Annotated in this window: 17 protein-coding genes; 6 read left to right on the top strand and 11 right to left on the bottom strand. The window is 70.5% G+C overall.

Going from position 1 to position 23,489, the window contains the following annotated elements; all coding sequences use genetic code 11:
- Window positions 1-89: 89 nt before the first annotated feature.
- From NGF19_RS03865 to NGF19_RS03850, 4 genes are all read right to left on the bottom strand, one after another.
- Window positions 90-1,307, bottom strand: a complete 1,218-nt coding sequence (locus tag NGF19_RS03865) for an MFS transporter (RefSeq protein WP_252422143.1) — start codon at window positions 1,305-1,307, stop codon at window positions 90-92.
- A 219-nt stretch (window positions 1,308-1,526) separates the two neighbouring features.
- Window positions 1,527-2,564 (bottom strand): endonuclease/exonuclease/phosphatase family protein, encoded by a 1,038-nt coding sequence (locus tag NGF19_RS03860; protein WP_252422142.1) that lies wholly within the window; start codon window positions 2,562-2,564, stop codon window positions 1,527-1,529.
- Between the two features lie 236 nt (window positions 2,565-2,800).
- Window positions 2,801-3,421: a TetR/AcrR family transcriptional regulator gene (locus NGF19_RS03855; RefSeq protein ID WP_252422141.1), complete on the bottom strand. Its 621-nt coding sequence runs from the start codon at window positions 3,419-3,421 to the stop codon at window positions 2,801-2,803.
- A gap of 92 nt (window positions 3,422-3,513) precedes the next feature.
- Window positions 3,514-5,118, bottom strand: coding sequence for an MFS transporter (locus NGF19_RS03850; RefSeq protein WP_252422140.1), 1,605 nt, complete (start codon window positions 5,116-5,118; stop codon window positions 3,514-3,516).
- Window positions 5,119-5,331: 213 nt separating this feature from the next.
- Between NGF19_RS03850 and panB the strand changes: the two genes are divergently transcribed.
- Entirely contained in the window at window positions 5,332-6,219 is an 888-nt protein-coding gene (gene panB / locus NGF19_RS03845) for a 3-methyl-2-oxobutanoate hydroxymethyltransferase (protein WP_252422139.1), read from the top strand.
- A 167-nt stretch (window positions 6,220-6,386) separates the two neighbouring features.
- On the opposite strand, the gene NGF19_RS03840 is transcribed toward panB, so the two are convergent.
- From NGF19_RS03840 to NGF19_RS03825, 4 genes are all read right to left on the bottom strand, one after another.
- Complete coding sequence (locus tag NGF19_RS03840) at window positions 6,387-8,138, bottom strand: NAD+ synthase (protein ID WP_252422138.1); 1,752 nt, start codon at window positions 8,136-8,138, stop codon at window positions 6,387-6,389.
- A 181-nt stretch (window positions 8,139-8,319) separates the two neighbouring features.
- Entirely contained in the window at window positions 8,320-10,257 is a 1,938-nt protein-coding gene (locus tag NGF19_RS03835; RefSeq protein ID WP_252422137.1) for a S53 family peptidase, read from the bottom strand.
- A 231-nt stretch (window positions 10,258-10,488) separates the two neighbouring features.
- Window positions 10,489-11,127 carry a DUF305 domain-containing protein gene (locus tag NGF19_RS03830; RefSeq protein WP_252422136.1) on the bottom strand — a complete coding sequence of 213 codons (639 nt, stop codon included), beginning with the start codon at window positions 11,125-11,127 and terminating at the stop codon, window positions 10,489-10,491.
- Window positions 11,124-11,822 (bottom strand): thioredoxin-like domain-containing protein, encoded by a 699-nt coding sequence (locus NGF19_RS03825; protein WP_252422135.1) that lies wholly within the window; start codon window positions 11,820-11,822, stop codon window positions 11,124-11,126. The genes NGF19_RS03830 and NGF19_RS03825 overlap by 4 nt, the downstream gene beginning before the upstream one ends.
- 164 nt (window positions 11,823-11,986) lie before the next feature.
- Here NGF19_RS03825 and NGF19_RS03820 point away from each other — a divergent pair, with 164 nt between their 5' ends.
- Complete coding sequence (locus tag NGF19_RS03820; RefSeq protein WP_252422134.1) at window positions 11,987-12,430, top strand: RrF2 family transcriptional regulator; 444 nt, start codon at window positions 11,987-11,989, stop codon at window positions 12,428-12,430.
- 93 nt (window positions 12,431-12,523) lie between these two features.
- Here the strand turns inward: NGF19_RS03820 and NGF19_RS03815 are convergent, their stop codons facing one another.
- Window positions 12,524-13,702 (bottom strand): globin domain-containing protein, encoded by a 1,179-nt coding sequence (locus tag NGF19_RS03815; RefSeq protein ID WP_252422132.1) that lies wholly within the window; start codon window positions 13,700-13,702, stop codon window positions 12,524-12,526.
- 302 nt (window positions 13,703-14,004) lie between these two features.
- Here NGF19_RS03815 and glnA2 point away from each other — a divergent pair, with 302 nt between their 5' ends.
- Together glnA2 and NGF19_RS03805 are read left to right on the top strand one after the other, a co-directional pair.
- The gene (gene glnA2 / locus NGF19_RS03810) at window positions 14,005-15,366 is read left to right on the top strand and encodes a gamma-glutamylpolyamine synthetase GlnA2 (protein ID WP_252422130.1); all 1,362 of its coding nucleotides are present in this window, start codon (window positions 14,005-14,007) and stop codon (window positions 15,364-15,366) included.
- A 106-nt stretch (window positions 15,367-15,472) separates the two neighbouring features.
- Window positions 15,473-18,469, top strand: a complete 2,997-nt coding sequence (locus NGF19_RS03805; RefSeq protein ID WP_252422129.1) for a bifunctional [glutamine synthetase] adenylyltransferase/[glutamine synthetase]-adenylyl-L-tyrosine phosphorylase — start codon at window positions 15,473-15,475, stop codon at window positions 18,467-18,469.
- A gap of 78 nt (window positions 18,470-18,547) precedes the next feature.
- Here NGF19_RS03805 and NGF19_RS03800 read toward each other — a convergent pair whose 3' ends face one another.
- A complete protein-coding gene (locus tag NGF19_RS03800; protein ID WP_252422128.1) occupies window positions 18,548-19,414 on the bottom strand; it encodes a phosphatase PAP2 family protein in 867 nt (288 codons plus the stop codon).
- A gap of 97 nt (window positions 19,415-19,511) precedes the next feature.
- On the bottom strand, window positions 19,512-20,546 hold the full coding sequence (locus NGF19_RS03795; protein WP_308288444.1) for a LacI family DNA-binding transcriptional regulator: 1,035 nt from the start codon (window positions 20,544-20,546) through the stop codon (window positions 19,512-19,514).
- 519 nt (window positions 20,547-21,065) lie between these two features.
- Between NGF19_RS03795 and NGF19_RS03790 the strand changes: the two genes are divergently transcribed.
- The gene (locus NGF19_RS03790; protein WP_252422126.1) at window positions 21,066-22,340 is read left to right on the top strand and encodes an extracellular solute-binding protein; all 1,275 of its coding nucleotides are present in this window, start codon (window positions 21,066-21,068) and stop codon (window positions 22,338-22,340) included.
- A 143-nt stretch (window positions 22,341-22,483) separates the two neighbouring features.
- The gene (locus NGF19_RS03785) at window positions 22,484-23,488 is read left to right on the top strand and encodes a carbohydrate ABC transporter permease (protein WP_252422125.1); all 1,005 of its coding nucleotides are present in this window, start codon (window positions 22,484-22,486) and stop codon (window positions 23,486-23,488) included.
- The last annotated feature ends 1 nt before the right edge of the window (window position 23,489 follow it).

Here is a 23,489-nt window from a genome sequence, read left to right as displayed (position 1 = left end):
CGCCGCACCCGCCGACGAACCGCCGACGATCCGTCTACGGGCCACCGACGGACGGGCCACCGGCAGTCCGTCCGGAGCATGCCCGGCGCTCAGCCGCGCACGCTCTCCGTGGGCTCCGGGACATGGGTCGCCACCAGGCGTTCCGGGCCCGGCTGAGGAGCGGTGCGGCGGTCGACCGCGTAGGCGAGGCCCGCCACCGCCAGGCCCAGCGCCGCGAGGGCCGCGCCCGCCAGGGCCGGGGAGGTGACGGAGAAGCCCGCGGCCAGAGCGAGGCCGCCGATCCAGGCACCGCCCGCGTTGGCGAGGTTGAACGCGGCCTGGTTCGCCGAGGATGCCAGGGACGGGGCCGCCGACGCCTTCTCCATGACCATCAGTTGCAGCGGCGAGCCGGTGACGAACGCCGCTGTGCCCAGCAGCGTCACGGCCAGCGCCGCGCTCCACGGGGCGCCCATGAGCAGCGGGAACAGGCACAGCACGGCCATCAGCGCGGTCATGCCGCCGAGCAGCGTGCCTCGCAGCGAGAGGTCCGCGAGCCGCCCGCCGGCGAGGTTGCCGATCGTCGCGCCCACCCCGAACAGGGCCAGCAGCAGGGTGACACTGCTGTCCGCGTATCCCGCCGCGTCCGTCAGCATCGGCGTCACATAGCTGTACGCCGAGAACAGCGCCCCGAAGCCCGCCACCGTCGTCCCGAGCGCCAGCCAGACCGGCAGGGACCGCAGCGCCGCCAACTCGCCCCGCAGGCCGCCCGCCGGGGCGGGGGCGTCGTCCCTCGGGATCAGGAGGAACAGGGAGACGATCGCGGCCACGCCCACGGCGCTCACGCCCAGGAACGTGACCCGCCACCCCAGATGCTGGCCCGCCAGCGTCGCCACCGGCACGCCCGCGATGTTCGCGACCGTCAGGCCCAGGAACATCAACGAGACCGAGCGGGCCTTGCGTTCGGGCGCGACGAGGTGGGTGGCGACGACCGCGCCCACGCCGAAGAACGCGCCGTGCGGCAGACCGCTCAGGAACCGCGCGGCCAGCAGCCCGTGGTAGCCGGGGGCGAGCCCGGACAGCGCGTTGCCCAGGACGAACAGGACCATCAGGCCGATCAGGACCGTACGGCGCGGCATCCGGGCCGTGACCGCGGCGAGCAGCGGCGCGCCGATCACCACGCCCAGCGCGTACGCCGAGACCAGATGCCCGGCGGTGGGGATGGAGATGTGCAGATCGCTCGCGACGCCGGGCAGCAGGCCCATCATCACGAACTCGGTGGTGCCGATACCGAAGGCGCCCACGGCGAGGGCGAGCAGGGCCAGGGGCATGGGGGCCTTCGTCTTTCGAGGGTCGTTCGAGGAAGCGAGGGGGCGTGCGAGGAGTGCGGTCGCTCCGGGGAGCGAAGGATCGCTCGCGAGGAGTGAAGGTCGCTTGCGAGAAGCGATGATCACTCGCGAGGAGCGGAGGACGATCCGGACGGCCCACTCTTATGGACGACTCATCTTATGTTCGAACGGGGAACAAACGACCCCGCGGGGGTGAAGCGGTCAGGACGCCGAGGTGTCGACCTTCACCCGCGCCGCGACCGGCAGGTGGTCGCTCCCGGTCCGTGGCAGGGTCCATGAGCTGACCGGTTCGATGCCCCGGACCATGATCTGGTCGATCCGCGCCATCGGGAAGGCCGCGGGCCAACTGAACCCGAAGCCGCTGCCCGCCGCGCCCTGCGTGGAGCGCATCTGCGAGGTGACGCCCTTGAGCGAGCGGTCGTTCATGGTGCCGTTGAGGTCGCCGAGCAGGATCACCTTGTCGAGCCGCTCGTCGGCGATGGACTCGCCGAGCGCCTCCGCGCTGGTGTCCCGCTGCCGCGCGGTGAACCCGGCCGCCAGCTTCACCCGTACCGAGGGCATATGGGCGACGTAGACGGCGACCTCTCCCTTCGGCGTGGCCACGGTGGCCCGCATCGCCCGCTTCCAGCCCAGCTTGATGTCGACGGCCTTGACCCCGGTCATCGGGTACGTGCTCCACAGCCCGACCGTGCCGACGACCGCGTGGTAGCGGTACGTCGACGCCAGCGCCTTCTCGTACACCGGCACCGCGGACGGCGTCAGCTCCTCCAGGGCCAGTACCTGCGCGCCGGAGGCGGCCACGTCGCGGGCGGTGTCGGAGGGGTCGGGGTTCTCCGCGTTGACGTTGTGCGTGGCGACCGTCAACTCGCCGCCCGTGGCGGTCTTGTCGCCGACCAGCCCGCCGAAGAGGTTCAGCCAGATGACTGCGGGCAGCAGGACGGCGATCAGCGCGGTGGCCGATCTCCGCACCAGCGCGAGGATCAGCAGCAGTGGGACGAGCACCCCGAGCCAGGGCAGGAACGTCTCGTTGAGGCTGCCGAGGTTGCCGACCCGGTTGGGGATACGGGCGTGCAGCAGCATCACCAGCGCGAGGATCACCGCGACGGCGGCCAGGACGGTGCCGCGACGCCAGATGCCCCGGTCGCCGCGCAGGGTGTCGGTCAGGCGCCGGAGCCAGGACCCTCGGCGGTCCGGTCCCTGTCCGCCGCTGCCCGTCTCCGTCATGTACGCCTGCGCCATTCCGTCGCCTCACAGCCTGCCGTGCACACCGTCGTCCCCACCGGTAGACCCTAGGGGATGATCACGTTCCATCCTGCCGTCCATGACGGCCGTACGGGCACGAGGACGAAGAAGGCGGTGCCCGGAGTTCCGCACACTCTCCCGAGCCGGACTCTTGTGACGAAACGCGTACAAGATCTGTCGGGCCACCGGGACACGAGGCACGGGGCACCGGGCACGGGACACGGGGCACCGGGCTACGAACTGACGGGGCGCAGGCCTTCCAGGACCGTGTCGACGATCCGCTCGGCGAGGCCCTCCTCCAGTTCGGAGTCGGGGCGCAGCACGGAGCGTACGAGCATGGGGCCGACGATGATGTCGTTCATCAGCTCCACGTCCACGTCCTCGCGCAGTTCGCCGTTCTTCTGCCCGCGGCGCAGGACCTCGGTCCCGAGCCGGCGCCGGGGGGCGACGACGCACGCGTGGTACGCGGCCCAGATCTTGGGGTTGGACTTCATCTGGACGTGCGCGTTGTGCAGGAGCGCCGAGGTGCGGCTGGCGAGGCCGCGCCTGCGCAGGTACTCCAGGAGGACGACGAGGTCGTCGCGCATCGAGACGCCGGGCAGCTCGGGGTCCTCGGGCTCGGCGGAGCGCACCGCGTCGATGAAGAGGTCGTCCTTGTTGCTCCAGCGGCGGTAGATGGTGGCCTTGCCGACACCGGCGGTGCGGGCGATGCGCTCGATGGACAGGTCCGCGAGGGGCACCCCGTCCTCGATGAGCTTCATCACGCCGTCGATGATGGCCCGTTCGACGGCCTCGCTGCGGGGGCGTCCGCGTACGGGGCAGTCCTGCCGGGGGCCGCTGTCGGCAAGGCTCACGTTTCGACTCCGTCCATGCTGCACTGGGATGATTCTTGCCCCCCTGTGCCGTGCCGGACACCCCGCCCCCGGGTGCCCGGCCGAAGCCTGCCTCACTTCTCCGCGCTCACCAGTTCCGTCTCCTCCGTCTCACCCTGCTCCGTACGGTGCGCGGGCTGCTGCTTGCCGGGCAGGTACAGGGCCACCACGAGCGTGCCGAGCAGCGCGACTCCCGTGCCCCACAGGGCCGTGGTGTGCATGGCGTGCAGGAACGCGTCGTTGGCCGGGCCGACCAGGGCCTTGCCGTTCGGGCCGAGCTTCGCGGCCACCCCGAGCGTCGCCTCGATCGACTCGCCCGCGGTGTGGCGCACGTCCGCCGGGAGCGGGCCGAGCTTGTCCTGGATGCCGTTGCGGTACGCCGTCGACAGCACGGAGCCGAGGACCGCGATGCCGAGCGCGCCGCCGACCTGGCGGAAGGTGTTGCTGAGCGCGGACGCGGAGCCCGCCTTCTCGCGGGGCAGCGCCTGCATGATGACGACGCTGGTCGGGGTCATGATGTGGGCCATGCCGGTGCCCATGAGGAAGAACATGACCTCGAGGAACCAGATCGGCGTGTCCGCCTCCAGTGTCGCGAACGCGGCGAGCATCGCGGCGACGAGGACCATGCCCGCGGTGGTCGTGGCCTTGTTGCCGAACCGGTCGACCAGCAGCCGGGCGCGCGGCGCGAAGATCATCTGCGCGGCGGCCAGCGGCAGCATCAGCAGACCGGTCTGCAGCGGCGTGTAGCCGCGCACGCTCTGGGTGTAGAAGACGGAGAAGAAGGTCACGCCCATCAGTGCGAAGAAGACCAGCGCGATCGCGGTGATGGCGGCGGAGAAGACCTTGTTCTTGAAGTACGTGACGTCGATGGACGGGTGGTCGCTGCGCTTCTCGTACACCACGAAGAACACGAGCACGGCGACACCGGCGGCGATGGTGGCGAGCACCGTGAGGTCGGTGAAGTCGGCGAGCTGGCCGCCCTTGATGATGCCGTAGACGAGCAGCACCAGGCCGACGACCGACAGGACGACGCCGACGGGGTCGACATGGCCCGGGTTGGGGTCGCGGGAGTCGGGGACCAGCCAGAGCATCAGGCCCAGCGCGATGACCACGATGGGCACGTTGATCAGGAAGACGGAGCCCCACCAGAAGTGGTCGAGGAGCACACCGCCGGTGATCGGTCCGATGGCGATGGCGAGGCCGACGCTGCCGGCCCAGATACCGATGGCCTTGGGCTGCTCCTCGCGCTCGAAGACGTTCATCAGGATCGCGAGCGTGGCGGGCATCACGAAGGCGGCGCCGAGGCCCATGACCGCGCGGAACGCGATGAGTTGGACCGGTGAGCCGGACTCGGCCGCGAGCGCCGAGCCCACGCCGAAGACGAGGAGACCGGCCAGCAGCGTCTTCTTGCGGCCCAGGCGGTCGCCGAGCAGGCCCGCGGTGAACAGCAGTCCGGCGAAGACGAGCGTGTAGGAGTTGATGGCCCACTCCAACTCGCTCTGGGTGGCGCCGAGTCCGGTCGGTGCCGGAGTGGAGATCGTCTTGATGGCGACGTTCAGGATGGAGTTGTCGAGCACCACGATCAGCAGGCTGAGCATCAGCACACCGAGGATGGCCCACCGTCGCCGGTGTATCGCCTCGGGAACCCGGCGTTCGACAGGGGCAGCAGGAGATGTCATGCGCTTGAGCGTAGGGGTATTACGATACGGAACCGTCTCGTATCGTAAATCCTTTACCGAGACCTTGCGAACACTTGTACGGGACCGTATGGGACCTCGTTCTGGGTGACGCTCTCGTCCCCCGCCCTGGCCCCGCCTGGCACGAGGTGCCACCATGGAGGTGATCCGGGGACACCGTGAGGGTGCCTCGAGATGACAGAAGGAGCCGTTGCGATGACGCAGCTTCCGGCTGCCCAGATGCAGCCCGCGCAGGGCGCGCTCAAGCCGTCCGACAGCAGCAAGGCGCTGTACGGAGGGAAGAGCACCCGCCGCATCACCGTACGCGACATCACCGCCGCCAAGGAGCGCGGCGAGAAGTGGCCGATGCTCACCGCGTACGACGCGATGACCGCGTCCGTGTTCGACGAGGCCGGGATCCCGGTCATGCTCGTCGGTGACTCGGCGGGCAACTGCCACCTCGGGTACGAGACCACCGTGCCCGTCACCCTCGACGAGATGGCCGTGCTGTCCGCCGCGGTCGTCCGGGGCACCCAGCGCGCCCTGATCGTCGCCGACCTGCCCTTCGGCTCGTACCAGGAGGGCCCGGTGCAGGCGCTGCGCTCGGCCACCCGCCTGGTCAAGGAGGCCGGTGTCGGCGCCGTGAAGCTGGAGGGCGGCGAGCGCTCGCACCGCCAGATCGAGCTGCTGGTGGAGTCCGGCATCCCGGTCATGGCGCACATCGGGCTGACCCCGCAGTCGGTCAACGCCATGGGCTACCGGGTGCAGGGGCGCGGCGAGGAGGCCGCGGCGCAGCTTCTGCGGGACGCGAAGTCCGTGCAGGACGCGGGCGCGTTCGCGGTCGTCCTCGAACTGGTCCCGGCCGAGCTGGCCGCCGAGGTGACGCGCGTCCTGCACATCCCGACGGTCGGTATCGGCGCGGGCCCGGAGACGGACGCGCAGGTCCTGGTGGGCACCGACATGCTGGGGCTGACCGGCGGCCGGGTGCCGAAGTTCGTGAAGAAGTACGCCGATCTGCGCCAGGTCATGGGTGACGCGGCGAAGGCGTTCGCCGAGGAGGTCGTGGGCGGGACGTTCCCGCTCGAGGAGCACTCGGTCCACTGAGCAGTCCACCGCCGGGCGGCAGCCGCCCGGCGGTAGCCGACCTGCCGCGCGCCGCCTCGCACCGCCCGGCCGCGCGGTTCCCCCGGCCCCGTACGGGGCCCGCGGCAGCCCGCCGATCTTCCCCCGTCGGCGGGCTGCTCGCTGTTCTGCGTCGAGCCTGTACGGCGTTACATGTGCTCGCGCCACCTGTTCGTGATCGGCAGGCGGCGGTCCTTGCCGAAGCCCTTGGCCGAGATCTTCGTGCCCGGCGGGTACTGGCGGCGCTTGTACTCCGCGGTGTCGACCATGCGGAGCGTCTTCACCACCAGGTCGCGGTCGAAGCCCGCCGCCGTGATCGTGTCCGCGCCCTTGTCCTGGTCCACGTACAGGTCGAGGATCGCGTCCAGGACCGGGTAGTCGGGCAGCGAGTCCGTGTCGACCTGACCCGGTCGCAGCTCCGCGCTCGGCGGCTTCGTGATCGAGTTCTCGGGGATCGGCGGGGTCTCGCCGCGCTCCTCGGCGGCGCGGTTGCGCCACTGGGCGAGCTGGAAGATCGACGTCTTGTACACGTCCTTGATCGGGCCGTACGCGCCCACCGAGTCGCCGTAGAGCGTCGAATACCCCACCGCCAGCTCCGACTTGTTGCCGGGCGCCAGCACGATGTGGCCCTCCTGGTTGGAGACCGCCATCAGCAGCGTGCCGCGCAGCCGGGACTGGAGGTTTTCCTCCGCGAGGCCGGTCAGGCCGAGGGAGTCCATGTACGCGGCGAACATCGGCTCGATGGGGACGGTACGGAAGTTCAGGCCGGTACGCCGGGCCAGTTCCGCCGCGTCGTCCTTGGAGTGCTCGGAGGAGTACTTCGACGGCATCGAGATGCCGTACACGTTCTCCGCGCCCACCGCGTCGCACGCGATCGCCGCGACCAGCGCCGAGTCGATGCCGCCGGACAGGCCGATCAGCACGGACCGGAAGCCGTTCTTCGTCACATACGCGCGCAGGCCCACGACCAGCGCCGAGTAGACCTCCGCGTCGTCCTCCAGCCGCTCGGCCTGCCCGCCCGTCCGCTCCGGCTCGTACGCCGGCAGCGGGTCCTCGGACAGCACCACCCGGTCGATGCGCAGACCGTCGTCCACCACGCCCGTGGGGGCGTCCTCCGCCGCCGGCAGGTCGAGATCCAGGACCACGCACTCCTCGGCGAACTGCGGCGCCCGCGCGATCACTTCGCCGTCCGGTGCGACGACGATCGAGTCCCCGTCGAAGACCAGCTCGTCCTGCCCGCCGATCATGGCGAGGTAGGCGGTGGTGCACCCGGCCTCCTGCGCCCGCTTGCGGACCAGGTCCAGACGCGTGTCGTCCTTGTCCCGCTCATAGGGGGAGGCGTTGATCGAGAGCAGCAGCCCGGCCCGCGCGCTGCGCGCGGCGGGGACCCGGCCGCCCTCCTGCCACAGGTCCTCGCAGATGGCCAGCGCGATGTCGACGCCGTGCAGCCGCACGACCGGCATCGTGTCGCCGGGCACGAAGTAGCGGTACTCGTCGAAGACGCCGTAGTTGGGCAGGTGGTGCTTGGCGAAGGTGAGCGCGATCCGCCCGCGGTGCAGCACCGCCGCGGCGTTCTGCGGAACACCGGCGGGCTGGCCGTACTTGGGCTGGGCGCTCTCGCTGCGGTCGAGATAGCCGACGATCACCGGCAGTTCCCCGAGCCCCTCGTCGGCGAGCCGCGCGGCGAGGTCCCGCAGGGCCGCCCGCGAGGCCTCGACGAAGGAGGACCGCAGGGCCAGGTCCTCGACGGGGTATCCGGTCAGCGCCATCTCGGGGAACGCCGCCAGATGCGCTCCGCGCTCGGCGGAGTGCCGGGTCCAGCGGACGATCGCCTCGGCGTTGGCGGCAAGATCACCGACGGTCGAGTCGATCTGATTCAGGGCGAGACGTAGTTGAGGCACCCGACCAGTCTAGACGCCAGTAATCGTCAGAGCGACACAATGGGGTGTGGGGCACCCCACGTGGGACATCCCGCGTGGGACATCCCGCGTGGGACATCCCGCGGACGGTGCCCCGAAGACGCGGGCGCCCGCCCCCGAGGTACGAGGGACGGGCACACGCGGCACACCGGTCGGCCGGTGCTCAGTGACGGCGCCAGGACTCGACGTAGCCGGGAGCGGGCGAGCCCACCCCGGTGACGTCGTCGTAGCCGCGGACGGCCTTCAGGGAGCTGTCCTTGCCGAGGCTGCGCACCGAGGTGAGCAGACCCTCGGAGGCGTCGTAGGTGTTGGCGAAGTCGACGCGGGCGACCGCGTACTCCTTGCCGTTCGGCTTGTCCACCACGTCGTGGTAGACCTTCGAGCCGTAGCGCTGGTACAGCGCCGGGTTGGCGAAGCCGATCGGCTTGCCGCGCTCCTGCTGGGCGAGCGCCTGGACGGCCGCGATCACCGGAGCGGCGAGCGAGGTGCCGCCGATGCGGTACTCGGAGTACTGCTGCGACCCGTCGGGGAAGGTCTGCGTCTGGCCGACGAGGAAGCCGGTGTTCGGGTCGGCGACCGCCGCGATGTCCGGGACGACGCGGTTGCCGGCCGGGCGGTTCGCCTTGGCGAGCGCGTTCGGGACGACGCCCTTCTGGTACGAAGGCTGCGGCACGGTCCGGCTGGTGCCGCCGCCCGCGCCCGAGTTGAACGCGCCGGGGAAGTCCGTCCAGCTCTTGCCGTCCGCGGACAGCGCGGCACGCGTGGTGCCCCAGCCGGTCTCGAACTGGTACTTGTCGCCCTTGCCGACCGCCAGCGAGGTACCGCCGACCGCCGTCACCCAGGCCGAGTTGGCCGGCATGTCGACCTGCTTCGTGCCGGTGTTGGCGACCTCGTCGCCGTCGTCACCGGAGGAGAAGTAGAAGCCGATGCCCTGCACCGCGCCGAGCTGGAAGATCTGGTCGTAGGCCGCGGCCAGGTCCGGGGTCTGGTTGGACTCGAGGTCGCCCCACGAGTTGGAGACGATGTCCGCCAGGTGGCTGTCGACGACCTTGCTCAGCGAGTCGAGCAGGTCGTCGTCGTAGCAGGAGGCGCCGCCGACGTACACGATGTTCGCCTGCGGAGCCACCGCGTGCACGGCCTCGACGTCGAGGGTCTCCTCGCCGTACCAGCCGGCCGCCCCGCACTCCTCGGTCTTCGTGTAGTCGTCCGGCAGGACCTGGGTCAACTGCCCCTTCTTGTAGGGCGCGTCGCCGTTCTTCTTGGCGTAGGCCGCCGCGTCCTGGGCGATGGTCGGGGAGGCGTACGCGTCGGTGATCGCGACGGTCACGCCCTTGCCGGTCGCCGAGCGCGCGCCGTACGCGGCACGGAGCTGCTTGCCGGTGTAGCCCCTGACCGCGTACGGGACGTGCTGACCGTACGCCTTGGGCAGCGTGGTGGCCGTGTTCGAGCCGTAGTACGAGGAGAACGGGCCGGAGTTGCGGAACACGGCGTCCGGCGGCGGCAGCGTGTCCTTGTGGCTCGCCTTGTGCGGGGCGTTGTCCAGACCGGAGACGGTGAGGACCGCGTCCCGGAGCGCGGCGGGCACGGACGCGGCCCGCTCCGGGGCGCGGTAAGTCCGGTTGCCCTTGGTGTAGTTGTGCAGCCTGGCGGCGAACGCCTTCTGCACGGCGGTCGCGTCACCGGTGACGGTGAGGTAGTGCGCCGTGGTGCCGGTGACCTTCAGACCGGACGCCGTCAGCCACTCGGTCACCGCGATGATCTGCGCCTTGGTGGCGCCGAAGCGCCGCTGCGCCTCCTTGGCGCTCAAGTACTTGCCGTACTGGGGCGACTTCGGGTCGGACACGGCCGTCGCGTAGGCGGTCAGACCCGCCGCGTCGCGACCGGCGAGATAGACCCGGGCGGTGACCTTGGTGGCGTCGCTCGTGGCGCCCCGGTCCGCCGTGGCCGTCGCCCACGTGGGCTTGGTGCCCGCGAGCGTGGCCCGGCCGGGGTTGTCCGCGGCGTGGGCCGCGGGTATGCCGAGCGCCAGAGCACCGGCGAGCAGCGGCAGCGTGGCCGCCAGGCTCACTCCGGCGCGCGCCTTGGCACGATTGGATCTCATGAAACCCCCTGCGATGCGGTTCGTCGCATGTCGTGGTCCGTCGCTGATCCGCGGAGAGCGCCGCGCGACGTGGGCGCGGTGAAGAGATCACGCGGTGGGGCCACTCTGGCGATGAACGGTTCATGTCAGGGGAATGGAAAGGCCAAGGAAGGCTCAAGTGACTGTCGGTGGCGGGAGTTTGGGGTAGTTTCGACGGCTCCCTCTTGGGCCCGTGTGCCGCCTGGGCGCCGACTATCCCTGAGCGCGCGGCTTCGCTCCCCGCTCCTTGAGCATGGTCGTCATCAGCTCGATCTCCGAGCGCTGGGAGTCGACCATGCCCTGCGCGAGCCTCTTCTCCACGCCGACCGTGCACCTGGTCGCGCAGCCCTCGGCCATGTGGACGCCGCCCCGGTGATGGTCGGTCATGAGCTGGAGGTAGAGGATCTCGGCCTGCTTGCCGCTCAGCGAACCCAGCTTCTTCAGCTCGGTGTTGGTGGCCATGCCCGGCATCAGCGCGCCGTCCTTGCCGGAGGCCGTGCCGCCCATGCCCATCCAGGTCATCGGCGGGTCGGGGGACACCTTGGGCAGCCCCCACAGATCGAGCCAACCCAGCAGCATGCCGCGCTGGTTGGCCTGCGTCTGCGCGATGTCGTACGCGAGCCTGCGCACGTCCTCGTCGCGGGTGCGGTCGCGGACGACGAACGACATCTCGACGGCCTGCTGATGATGGACCGCCATGTCCCGCGCGAAGCCCGCGTCCGCGGAGTCGGCGGTGGGCGCCTTCGTGGTGGAGCCGGAACCGCCGCCGTCCTCGGCGATCGCGTAGGTGACCGCCCCGGCCGCGACCAGCGCTGCCGTCGCGGCCCCGGCGATCCAGCCGAGGTGCCTCATCGGGTCACCCCGCCGCTGCAGGTGGCGCCGGGCTCGGGCGTCTGGGGGCCCTGGACGAACCGGCCGAAGAACGCGTCGACGGCCGGGTCGGTCGCGCTCTCGACCGTGCGCTGATGGGCCCAGGCGGTGAGCATGAGCGGGTCCTTCTGGTCCTCGACCGGGCTCATCAGGGTGTACGGGGTCTTCCTGACCTTGGCCGCGAGCGCGTCGACGTCCGCCTTGGACGCCTTGCTGGTGTACGTGACCCAGACCGCGCCGTGCTCCAGCGCGTGCACGGCGTGGACGTCGGCCACCGGCTTCGGATAGACGTCGCCGTTGCAGTTCTGCCAGACCGGGTGGTGGTCGCCGCCGACCGGGGGCTTCATGGGGTACGTCACCGGGTTCGTGGTGTGGTTGCGGCCCAGCGTGCCCTTCCAGGTCTTCACGCCGTCGGCGCCCGTGACGAAGTGGCCCGAGGTCTTCGTGCCGCTCGCCGCAGGGTCGCCCGCCATCGGGCTGCCCGCCTGCGGAGAACCGCCCGGCTTCGCGTCGCTCGCCGCGGCGGCCTTGCCCCCGGACTGCGCGTCGACCAGGACGACACCGCCGACGGCGAGACCGGCGACGACGGCCATGGTGGCCCCGATCGTCAGGGTCCGGTTGCGGTGCTTGCGGGCGCGCTCGGCGGGGCCGGTCCCGGGCTGGGGGGCGCTGTCCATGGCGAGTCCTTGGGGAGAGGAGAGGGACGGACGGGCCCGCCGATGGTAGTGGGAAGGGGAGAGCCGGGGGAGCGGGAGACACGGAATGACCGAAGAAGCGGCTTACCTGTCGATAACTTGAACCACAGATGTCCATTATTTGATGCGGGCATTAGGCTGAACGCATGCGGCTGCTGCGTTCCACCGACATCGCGCTGCGCGTCCTGATGCGGCTCGCCGTCGCCGACGGCTCGACCCCCACGACCCGTGAGGTGGCGGCGCACATGGACGTGCCGTACACGCATGCCGCGAAGGTGGTCGCCGATCTGCGTCACCGGGGGCTGCTGGAGGCCCGGCGCGGCCGGGGCGGTGGGCTGGCGCTCACCGAGGCGGGCCGTACGGCGTCGATAGGCGGGCTCGTCCGCGCCTTCGAGGGCGGCGGTGACGTGGTCGACTGCGAGGGCGTCACCAACGCGCCCTGCCCGCTCAGCTCCGGATGCCGCTTGCGCGGCGCGCTGCGCCAGGCCCAGGAGGCGTTCTTCGTCTCGCTGGACCCGCTGACGATCGAGGACGTGGCCGCGGCGCCGACCGGCCCCCTGCTGCTGGAGATCTCCCGCAGGCAGCCCTGACCGCTCGCCGTCCTTGCCCGGAACAGGGGAACGCGCGACGTCCGCCGCGTCACAGGACACGGCGGACGTCGATGGGTCAGGTGCGAGGGTCGCTCACGCGAGCCAGAGGTCCGGCCCGAAGACCTCGTAGTGGATGTCGGCGGGCGCCACACCCTTCTCGATGAGCTGGGCGCGCACCGCGCGCATGAAGGGCAGCGGACCGCACAGGTAGGCGTGCGTGCCCGAGGCCACCGGCACGGCGGTCAGGTCGACCCGGCCGGTGTGCGCGGACTCCGGGGCGTCCTGCTCGTACCAGAAGTGCACGGCCGCGTCCGGCAGCTTGGCGGCGAAGGCCTCGTGGTCGCCGCGCAGGGCGTGCGTGGCGGGGGTGCGGTCGGCGTGGACCACGGTGACCGGGGCGCGGTGACCGGACTCGGCGAGCTGCTCCAGCATCGCGATCATCGGGGTCACGCCGATACCGGCGGAGGCGAGCAGCAGGGGCGCGTCGGTGGCGTCCAGGACCAGGTCGCCGTACGGGGCGGAGAGCTGGAGGACGTCGCCCTCGTGCACGTGGGCGTGCAGGTGGTTCGAGACCTCGCCGTCGGGGGTCGTGGCGTCACCGAGCACCCGCTTGACGGCGAACTGCCGTACCGACGAGCCGGGGGCCGCGGTCAGGCTGTACTGGCGGATCTGCCGGGCGCCGTCCGCGAGGTGGACGCCGACCGAGACGTACTGGCCCGCGCGGGAGTCGGGCACCGGCGCGTCGTCGACCGGGCTCAGCTTGAAGGTGGCGACGTCGGGGGTCTCCTCGATCCGCTCGACGACCTTCCACTCACGCCATTCCGTCTGCCCGCTCTGCTCGTACAGCCGCTTCTCGATGGCGATCAGGGCGTTGGCCATCAGCCAGTAGACCTCGCTCCAGGCGGCGGCGACCTCGGGGGTGACCGCGTCGCCGAGCACCTCCGCGATGGCGGCGAACAGGTGTTCGTACACGATCGGGTACTGCTCGGGGACGATGTGCAGCGAGGCGTGCTTGTGGGCGATGCGGCTGAGCATCACGTCGGGGCGCTCGTCGGGGTGGTCGACCAGGTGGGTCGCGAAGGCGGCGATGGAACCGGCGAGCGCCTGCTGCTGGGCGCCGGAGGCCTGGTTGCCGCGGTTGAACAGATCGCGCAGCAGCTCGGGGTGGGCGTCGAACATCTTGCCGTAGAACGACTTGGTGATCTCGCCGATGGCCGCGCCGACGGCGGGAAGGGTGGCGCGGACGGTCGCCGCGGACTGCTCGGACAGCATCGTCACTCCTGGATGACTCAGTCGATCGTCTGTGGTCGATCGTCTGCATCAGACGGTATGGAAAGTGGTATTTCAGATGCAACTTATGGGCGGGTGGGATCGCTCACGTGGGGAAAGTGCCATCCGGCCCTTGCGGGGGCGCGACGGACCGTTACGGACACGGGCGAGAGGGGGCAAGATGGGCGACAGGGCACCGCAATGCACGTGAAACGCTGGTGTGGTGTGATGCCCAGGTGCCCGGCCGGCTCCCGTGACGACGGCGGACACAGGCGGTCTGACCAGCAAGGATGGGGAAGCGGAAGATGGACAAGCAGCAGGAGTTCGTGCTCCGGACGTTGGAGGAGCGCGACATCCGGTTCGTACGTCTGTGGTTCACGGACGTGCTGGGCTTCCTGAAGTCGGTGGCCGTGGCGCCCGCCGAGCTGGAGCAGGCCTTCGACGAGGGCATCGGCTTCGACGGCTCCGCCATCGAGGGCTTCGCCCGGGTCTACGAGTCCGACATGATCGCCAGGCCGGACCCCTCGACCTTCCAGATACTGCCGTGGCGCGCCGAGGCGCCGGGTACGGCCCGGATGTTCTGCGACATCCTCATGCCCGACGGCTCCCCGTCCTTCGCCGACCCGAGATACGTCCTCAAGCGCGCCCTCGCCCGTGCCTCCGACCTGGGCTTCACCTTCTACACCCACCCGGAGATCGAGTTCTTCCTGCTGAAGAACAAGCCCCTGGACGGCACCCCGCCCACCCCGGCCGACAACTCCGGCTACTTCGACTACACCCCGCAGAGCGTCGGCCAGGACTTCCGTCGCCAGGCGATCACGATGCTGGAGTCGATGGGCATCTCCGTCGAGTTCTCCCACCACGAGGGCGCCCCCGGCCAGCAGGAGATCGACCTGCGCTACGCCGACGCGCTCTCCACGGCCGACAACATCATGACCTTCCGCCTGGTCATGAAGCAGGTCGCGCTGGAGCAGGGCGTCCAGGCGACGTTCATGCCCAAGCCGTTCTCGGAGCACCCGGGCAGCGGGATGCACACCCATCTGTCCCTGTTCGAGGGTGACCGGAACGCGTTCTACGAGTCCGGCGCGGAGTACCAACTCTCCAAGGTCGGCCGCTCGTTCATCGCGGGCCTGCTGCGGCACGCGGCGGAGGCCTCGGCGGTCACCAACCAGTGGGTGAACTCCTACAAGCGCATCTGGGGCGGCTCCGAGCGCACCGCGGGCGCGGGCGGCGAGGCGCCGTCGTACATCTGCTGGGGCCACAACAACCGCTCGGCGCTGGTGCGCGTGCCCATGTACAAGCCGGGCAAGACGGGTTCGGCGCGCGTCGAGGTCCGCTCGATCGACTCGGGCGCCAACCCGTATCTGACCTACGCGGTCCTGCTCGCCGCCGGTCTGAAGGGCATCGAGGAGGGCTACGAACTCCCGCCGGGCGCCGAGGACGACGTCTGGGCGCTGACCAACCGCGAGCGTCGCGCGATGGGCATCGACCCGCTGCCGCAGAACCTGGGCGAGGCCCTCACGCTGATGGAGCACAGCGACCTGATCGCGAGCACGCTCGGCGAGCACGTCTTCGACTTCTTCCTGCGCAACAAGCGCCAGGAGTGGGAGGAGTACCGCAGCGAGGTCACGGCGTTCGAACTGCGCAAGAACCTGCCGGTGTTGTAAGGCGGTCGACGTACTCGATGCCGGGCCCCGTGGCGGGGGCCCGGCATCATCGGGACAGTACAACTAGGCTCTGGCCAGGACGTGTGCGATTCGGCGGGAGGCCCAGATGACGGTGCCAGGGCGTAGGAGCAGCACCTTCACCCGGCTGCTGCGGCACGGCTTCACCGCCCCCTCCGCCGCCGAGCGGCTCCTGGACAGCGCCGAGCTGGCGTCGATAAGGACCGACCCCGTCCTGCTCGACGCCCTCGGCGCGACCGCCGACCCCGATCTCGCGCTGCACGGCCTGGTCCGGCTGGTGGAGGCGCAGCCCGGCGCCACCGCCCGGCACGAGCTGCTCGACACGCTGATCTCGGCCAAGCCCCTGCGAGACCGGCTGCTCGGGATCCTCGGCGCCTCCGCCGCGCTCACCGACCACCTCACCCGCCACCCCGGCGACTGGCACGCGCTGGTCACCTACGAGCAGCGGGACCTCCACCCCGGCGTCACGGAGTTCGAACGCCAGCTCGCCCAGGCCCACGACCCCGTCTCGCTGCGCGTCGCCTACCGCCGCTGTCTGCTCTCGATCGCCGCGCGCGACGTGTGCGGCACCATCGACGTCGCCGAGACCGCCGCCGAACTGGCCGACCTTGCCACCGCCACCCTGCGCGCCGCCCTCGCCCTCGCGAGCGCCGCGGCCCCCGACGACGACGCCTGCTGCAAGCTCGCGGTGATCGCGATGGGCAAATGCGGCGGCCACGAACTGAACTACGTCTCCGACGTGGACGTCATCTTCGTCGGCGAAGCCGCGGGCGGCACCGAGGAGATCAAGGCCCTCCAGGCCGCGACCCGGCTCGCCTCGCACATGATGCGGATCTGCTCCGACGTCACGGTCGAGGGCACCATCTGGCCCGTGGACGCCAACCTGCGCCCCGAAGGCCGCAACGGCCCCCTCGTCCGCACCCTCAGCAGCCACCTCGCCTACTACCAACGCTGGGCCAAGACCTGGGAGTTCCAGGCCCTGCTCAAGGCGCGCCCGGTGGCGGGCGACCGCGACCTCGGCGAGAGCTACGTCGCCACCCTCGCCCCCCTCGTCTGGCACGCCGCCGAGCGCGACAACTTCGTCCCCGACGTCCAGGAGATGCGCCGCCGGGTCATCGCCAACATCCCCGCCGGTGAGGTCGAACGCGAACTGAAGCTCGGCCCGGGAGGACTCAGGGACGTCGAATTCGCCGTACAGCTCCTCCAGTTGGTCCACGGCCGCGCCGACACCTCCCTGCGCAGCGGCACCACGCTCGACGCCCTGAAGGCCCTGGCGGCCGGCGGCTACATCGGACGCGTCGACGCCGTCCAACTCGACGACGCCTACCGCTTCCTGCGCTCCCTGGAGCACCGCCTCCAGCTCTACCGGCTGCGCCGTACCCACCTGTTGCCCAAGGACGAGGGCGATCTGCGGCGCCTCGGTCGCTCGCTCGGCCTGCGCACCGACCCCATCGGCGAACTGACCCTCGAATGGCGGCGGCACACCGGCGTCGTACGCCGCCTGCACGAGAAGCTCTTCTACCGCCCCCTGCTCGACGCCGTCGCCCAACTCGCGCCTGGCGAAGCCCGGTTGAGCCCCGAGGCGGCCCGCGAACGCCTGATCGCCCTCGGCTACGAGGACCCGGCCGCCGCCCTGCGCCACCTGGAGGCGCTCGCCTCCGGCGTCACCCGCAGGGCCGCCATCCAGCGCACCCTGCTGCCCGTGCTCCTCGGCTGGTTCGCCGACTCCGCCGACCCGGACGCGGGCCTGCTCACCTTCCGCAGGGTCTCCGAGGCGCTCGGCAAGACCCCCTGGTATCTGCGGCTGCTCAGGGACGAGGGCGCCGCCGCCGAGAACCTCGCCCGCGTGCTCTCCGCCGGCCGCCTCGCCCCCGACCTGCTGATGCGCGCACCCGAGGCGGTGGCCCTGCTCGGCGACGGCGACGGCGCCGGGCTCGAACCCCGCGGACGCGCCCAGTTGGAGCAGGAGGTCCTTGCGGCCGTCGGCCGCGCCGAGAACGCCGAACAGGCCGTCGCGGCGGCCCGCGGCGTACGACGGCGCGAACTGTTCCGTACGGCCGCCGCAGACATCGTCGGCTCCTACGACAGCGCGGACACCCCGACCGGACCCGACCAGGGCGCCCTCGTGGACCTGGTCGGCGACGCCGTCTCGGACCTGACGGCCGCGACCCTCGCGGGCACGCTCCGCGCCGTCGTCCGCGCGGGCTGGGGCGACACCCTGCCCACCCGGTTCGCGGTCATCGGCATGGGCCGCTTCGGCGGGCACGAACTGGGCTACGGCTCGGACGCCGACGTGCTCTTCGTCCACCAGCCCCAGGACGGCGTCGACGAGCGGGAGGCGGCCGACGCCGCCAACAAGGTCGTCGCCGAGATGCGCCGACTGCTCCAACTCCCGAGCACCGACCCGCCCCTGCTGATCGACGCCGACCTGCGACCGGAGGGCAAGTCCGGCCCCCTCGTGCGCACCCTGACCTCGTACGCCGCCTACTACCGCCGCTGGTCGCTGGTCTGGGAGGCACAGGCGTTGCTGCGGGCCGAACCCGTTGCCGGGGACGAGGAGCTGGGCCGCCGCTTCATCGACCTGATCGACCCCCTGCGCTACCCGGCCGAAGGCATCGGCGACGACGCCGTCCTGGAGATCCGGCGGCTCAAGGCCCGGATGGAGTCCGAACGGCTGCCCCGCGGCGCCGACAAGACCCTCCACGCGAAGCTCGGCCGGGGCGGTCTGTCCGACGTCGAATGGACCGTACAACTCCTCCAACTGCGGCACGCCTGGGCCGAACCGGGCCTGCGCACCACCCGCACCCGCCCCGCCCTCGCCGCCGCCTGCGCCGCCGGCCTGATCCCCGCCGAGGAGGCCGCCATCCTCGACGAGGCCTGGATCCTGGCCACCCGCGTCCGCAACGCCGTGATGCTGGTCCGCGGGCGCGCGGGCGACACCTTCCCCTCCCAGACCAGGGAACTCGCGGCCGTCGGCCGGTATCTGGGCTACGGACCCGGACACGTGGGCGACATGCTCGAGGACTACCGGCGCACGACCCGAAGGGCACGGACGGTCGTGGAGGAACTCTTCTACGAAGCCTGACCGCACGTCACGCCACGCGACTCCCTGACCTCACGCGGCCCCATGACCCCGCGCGGCCCCCTCACCCCGCGCGGCCCCTCATACCTTCGCGGGCAGCAACGCGGGCGCGCCCGCCGCCCGCGGCAGCGTGTACGGCAGCGCGCCGTACCAGAGCCGCGCCGTGGCGAAGCCGAACGACAGACACAGCATGCCGCCCACCGCGTCCAGCCAGAAGTGGTTGGCCGTCGCCACGATCACCGAGAGCGTCGCCAGCGGATACAGCAGCCCGAGCACCCGTACCCACGGCACCCGCGCCAGCGCGTAGAGGGTCAGACCGCACCACAGCGACCAGCCGATGTGCATCGAGGGCATCGCCGCGTACTGGTTCGACATGTGCTTCAGATCGCCCGACGCCATCGAGCCCCAGGTCTGGTGCACCACCACGGTGTCGATGAAGCCGCCGCCGTTCATCAGCCGCGGCGGCGCCAGCGGGAACAGGTAGTAGCCGAGCAACGCGACCGCCGTCGTGGCGAACAGGGCCAGCCGCGCCGCCGTGTACCGCCCCGGATGGCTGCGGTACAGCCACACCAGAACGCCCAGCGTCACCACGAAGTGCAGGGTCGCGTAGTAGTAGTTCATCCCGACGATCAGCCATGTAGCCGAGTTCAGCGCGTGGTTGACCGAGTCCTCGACGGCGATCCCCAGGTGGTTCTCCAGCCGCCACAGCCAGTCCGCGTTCCGCAGCGCCTCGGCCCGCTGCTCCGGCACCGCGTTGCGGATCAGTGAGTAGGTCCAGTAACTCACCGCGATCAGCAGGATTTCGAACCAGAAGCGCGGACGACGGGGCCTGCGCAGCCGGGCCAGGAGGAACGGCCCCACGTGCCCTCGCACCGACGTGCCCGCGCCGGGTGGGGGAGCGGCCTTCCGCTGTCGGCCCTCCCACTCCGCCACGGTCCTGTCACCCATAGGGACAGAGTCTGCCAGACAAGCCTTTCTCGGCCGATCACCTCTTGGAAGGGTTCAAGCCAGATCTTCTCCACCTTACGGACGCCGCGCGTCGTTCCTAGGAACGACTCCGGCTCCCCGGCGCCGAAGCGGTCGAACCCCGCACCACCAGCTCCGGCATGAACACGAACTCACTGTGCGGCGCGGGCGTCCCGCCGATCTCCTCCAGCAGCGTGCGCACGGCCGCCTGCCCCATCGCGGGCACCGGCTTGCGGACCGTCGTCAGCGGCGGGTCCGTGAACGCGATCAGCGGGGAGTCGTCGAAGCCCACCACCGAGACGTCCGTGGGGACTTCGAGCCCCCGCTGGCGCGCCGCGCGAATCGCGCCGAGCGCCATCATGTCGCTCGCGCACACCACCGCCGTGCACTCCCGCTCGATCAGCGCGGACGCCGCCGCCTGACCGCCCTCCAGGGTGTACAGCGAATGCTGGACCAGCCGCGTCCGCACGTCCTCGGGCGACAGACCGAGCTGCTCTCCCATCGCGTGTACGAACCCCTCGATCTTCCGCTGCACCGGCACGAACCGCTCGGGCCCGAGCGCCAGTCCGATCCGGGTGTGTCCGAGGGACACCAGATGCGTGACCGCCAGCGTCATCGCGGCACGGTCGTCGGGGGAGATGAACGGCGCCTGCACCTTCGGGGAGAAGCCGTCCACCAGGACGAAGGGCACCCCTCGCGCGCGCAGCCGCTCGTAGCGCTGCATGTCGGCCGTGGTGTCCGCGTGCAGCCCGGAGACATAGATGATGCCCGCGACCCCGCGGTCCACCAGCATCTCCGTCAGCTCGTCCTCCGTGGACCCGCCCGGCGTCTGCGTCGCCAGCACCGGCGTGTACCCCTGCCGCGTCAGCGCCTGCCCTATGACCTGGGCCAGCGCCGGGAAGATCGGGTTCTCCAGCTCCGGGGTGATCAGACCCACCAGTCCCTCGCTGCGCTGGCGCAGCCGCACCGGGCGCTCGTAGCCCAGTACGTCGAGGGCGGCCAGCACGGACTGACGGGTGGTCGGGGCGACACCGGGCTTGCCGTTCAGGACCCGGCTGACGGTCGCCTCACTGACCCCCGCCTGAGCTGCGATGTCGGCAAGCCGTGTGGTCACAGCACCGGACTGTACCGGCCGTGGTGTGGGCTGCCCACCAGAGGGACGCCGGGCCCGCCCGCTCGAACGGCCCGGTGCGGGTTGCTGCGTCATCGCGCTCCCTACGTGGTCTGGTCGACGTTCGCCTTGCAACGTTCCGCAACCGGTTCCGCAGTCGGTTCGGCAACCGGTTCCGTAATCGGTTCTGCAACGGGATGGTTCTCCCGTCCGGCACGTGTGGCAAGAGCTTGCAGAGTCTTGCACAAGTGCCGGACTTCCCGCAGAACAGCTACGACGTCAAGCCACAACCCCTTCCGACCGGATCACGGACCGATAACCGACCCGCCCTTCTTGCACAAATTTTCTGCAAGCCCTTTCGCCCAGGTTGCATCGCTGTTACGTTCACGTCGCCCGGCGGCCTCCCACCCGCCCGACCTGACACGAGCAGGCGGGAGCAGTCGGCAAGTCTCAAGTCGGCACAGGGGGCGGCGGCCAGAACGTCTCCTCGCCCCCAACGGGCTTAACCCTCAAGGAGAACTCATGCGGCGTGGCATAGCGGCCACCGCGCTGGTGGCGTCCGTCGCCCTCACGGCGTCGGCCTGCGGCGGAAGCGACAGCGACAGCAAGTCCGACGGCCCGGTCACCATCACCTGGTGGGACACCTCCAACGCCACCAATGAGGCCCCGACGTACGAAGCCCTGGTCAAGGACTTCGAGAAGGCCAACCGGAACATCAAGGTCAAGTACGTCGACGTCCCCTTCGACCAGGCGCAGAACAAGTTCGACACCGCCGCCGGCTCCAAGGGCGCCCCCGACGTGCTGCGCTCCGAGGTCGGCTGGACGCCCGCCTTCGCCAAGAAGGGCTACTTCCTGCCGCTCGACGGCACCGAAGCCCTCGCGGACCAGGACAAGTTCCAGCCCAACCTCATCAAGCAGGCCCAGTACGACGGCAAGACCTACGGCGTGCCGCTGGTCACCGACACCCTCGCCCTGGTCTACAACAAGGACCTCTTCGAGAAGGCCGGCATCACCAAGGCGCCCACCACCTGGGCCGAGTTGAAGACCGCCGCCGCGAAGATCAAGGACAAGACCGGCGTCGACGGCTACTGGGGCTCCGCCACCCAGGCCTACTACGCCCAGACCGCCCTCTACGGCGAAGGCACCGACACCGTCGACGCCACCGCCAAGAAGATCACCATCAACTCGCCCGCCGCGAAGAAGGGCTACGCCACCTGGCTGGGCATGTTCTCCGGCAAGGGCCTGCACAAGGCCGACACCACCGCCGACGCCTACGCCCACATCCAGGACGCCTTCGTCAACGGCAAGGTCGCCGCGATCATCCAGGGCCCCTGGGAGATCACGAACTTCTACAAGGGCAGCGCCTTCAAGGACAAGACCAACCTCGGCATCGCCACCGTCCCCGGCGGCACCAGCGGCAAGGCCGGCGCCCCGACCGGCGGCCACAACCTCTCGGTCTACGCCGGCTCCGACAAGGCCCACCAGGAAGCGGCCCTGAAGTTCGTCAACTTCATGACCTCCGCCAAGACCCAGGAGGCCATCGCCCTGAAGAACTCCACGCTCCCCACGCGGGACGACGCCTACACCGACAAGGTCAAGGCCGACCCCGGCATCGCCGGCTACCAGGGCGTGCTCGCCGCCGCCCAGCCGCGCCCCGAACTGCCCGAGTACAGCTCGCTGTGGGCCCCGCTCGACACCGAGCTGACCAAGATGGCCGGCGGCAAGGAGTCGCTGGACAAGGGACTGGGCAACGCGGAGACCGCGATCAGCAAGCTGGTCCCGGACTTCAGCAAGTAAGCCCGCGTGGCCGTCGGATCCTCCAGCCAAGGGGGGAAGGATCCGGCGGCCACCGGCCCGCCGCACCCGGACCTCTGGACGGCCGGCCGCACCACGCCCGGCCACCCGCCTCGATAAGCAGATCCTGACGAAGGTTGTCGAACATGACAGTCGCCATCGACCGCGCGACCGGCGAACGCCGAGGTGACCGCGCGCCGCGGCCGGGCCTCGGCCGGCGTCTGAAGCAGAGCTACCACAAGCATTGGTACGCGTACGCGATGATCGCGCCCGTCGCGATCGTGCTCGGCGCCCTCGTGGTCTACCCCCTGGTGTACGGCTTCTATCTCACCCTCACCGACGCCAACAGCCTCAACACCGCCCGTACGATCGGCGTCAACCACATCGACGCCACGTACCAGTTCGTCGGCCTGGACAACTACAAGGACATCCTGTTCGGAGAGACCGCGTACGACCGCTTCTGGTCGCACTTCCTCTGGACGATCGCCTGGACGGTCCTGTGCGTCGGCCTGCACTACACCTTGGGGCTCGGCCTCGCCCTGCTGCTCAACCAGAAGTTCCGCGGACGCACCTTCTACCGCATGATCCTGGTCCTGCCCTGGGCCGTACCCACCTTCGTCACCGTCTTCGGCTGGCGCTTCATGCTCGCCGACGGCGGCGCGATCAACGCCGCCCTCGACTGGCTCGGCCTGCCCACCCCGGCCTGGCTCGAGGACACCTTCTGGCAGCGGTTCGCCGCGATCATGGTCAACACCTGGTGCGGCGTGCCGTTCATGATGCTCTCCCTGCTCGGCGGACTCCAGGCCATCGACACCTCCCTGTACGAGGCCGCCGAGATGGACGGCGCGACCGCCTGGCAGCGCTTCCGCTACGTCACCCTGCCCGGCCTGCGCTCCGTCAGCTCCACCGTCGTACTCCTCGGCGTCATCTGGACCTTCAACCAGTTCGCCATCATCTTCCTGCTGTTCGGCAAGACCGCCCCCGACGCCCAGATCCTGGTCACCTGGGCGTACTTCCTGGGCTTCGGACAACAGCCGCGTGACTTCGCGCAGTCCGCCGCCTACGGCATCCTGCTACTGGCCATCCTGATCGTCTTCACCTCCTTCTACCGCCGCTGGCTGAACCGCAACGACCAGCAGCTCGCGATCTGAG

This window comes from Streptomyces macrolidinus (genome assembly GCF_023887685.1).
In the GTDB taxonomy this organism is placed as follows: Bacteria; Actinomycetota; Actinomycetes; order Streptomycetales; family Streptomycetaceae; genus Streptomyces; species Streptomyces macrolidinus.
The sequence above is the reverse complement of the archived record's forward strand: the minus strand, read 5'-3'. Positions and strand labels throughout refer to the sequence as shown.

Excerpts from the sequence above, each read along its gene's own strand:
- NGF19_RS03865 (WP_252422143.1), bottom strand. The coding sequence starts at position 1,307 with ATGCCCCTGGCCCTGCTCGCCCTCGCCGTGGGCGCCTTCGGTATCGGC.
- NGF19_RS03860 (WP_252422142.1), bottom strand. The coding sequence starts at position 2,564 with ATGGCGCAGGCGTACATGACGGAGACGGGCAGCGGCGGACAGGGACCG.
- NGF19_RS03850 (WP_252422140.1), bottom strand. The coding sequence starts at position 5,118 with ATGACATCTCCTGCTGCCCCTGTCGAACGCCGGGTTCCCGAGGCGATA.
- panB (WP_252422139.1), top strand. The coding sequence starts at position 5,332 with ATGACGCAGCTTCCGGCTGCCCAGATGCAGCCCGCGCAGGGCGCGCTC.
- NGF19_RS03835 (WP_252422137.1), bottom strand. The coding sequence starts at position 10,257 with ATGAGATCCAATCGTGCCAAGGCGCGCGCCGGAGTGAGCCTGGCGGCC.
- NGF19_RS03830 (WP_252422136.1), bottom strand. The coding sequence starts at position 11,127 with ATGAGGCACCTCGGCTGGATCGCCGGGGCCGCGACGGCAGCGCTGGTC.
- NGF19_RS03825 (WP_252422135.1), bottom strand. The coding sequence starts at position 11,822 with ATGGACAGCGCCCCCCAGCCCGGGACCGGCCCCGCCGAGCGCGCCCGC.
- NGF19_RS03820 (WP_252422134.1), top strand. The coding sequence starts at position 11,987 with ATGCGGCTGCTGCGTTCCACCGACATCGCGCTGCGCGTCCTGATGCGG.
- NGF19_RS03815 (WP_252422132.1), bottom strand. The coding sequence starts at position 13,702 with ATGCTGTCCGAGCAGTCCGCGGCGACCGTCCGCGCCACCCTTCCCGCC.
- glnA2 (WP_252422130.1), top strand. The coding sequence starts at position 14,005 with ATGGACAAGCAGCAGGAGTTCGTGCTCCGGACGTTGGAGGAGCGCGAC.
- NGF19_RS03805 (WP_252422129.1), top strand. The coding sequence starts at position 15,473 with ATGACGGTGCCAGGGCGTAGGAGCAGCACCTTCACCCGGCTGCTGCGG.
- NGF19_RS03800 (WP_252422128.1), bottom strand. The coding sequence starts at position 19,414 with ATGGGTGACAGGACCGTGGCGGAGTGGGAGGGCCGACAGCGGAAGGCC.
- NGF19_RS03790 (WP_252422126.1), top strand. The coding sequence starts at position 21,066 with ATGCGGCGTGGCATAGCGGCCACCGCGCTGGTGGCGTCCGTCGCCCTC.
- NGF19_RS03785 (WP_252422125.1), top strand. The coding sequence starts at position 22,484 with ATGACAGTCGCCATCGACCGCGCGACCGGCGAACGCCGAGGTGACCGC.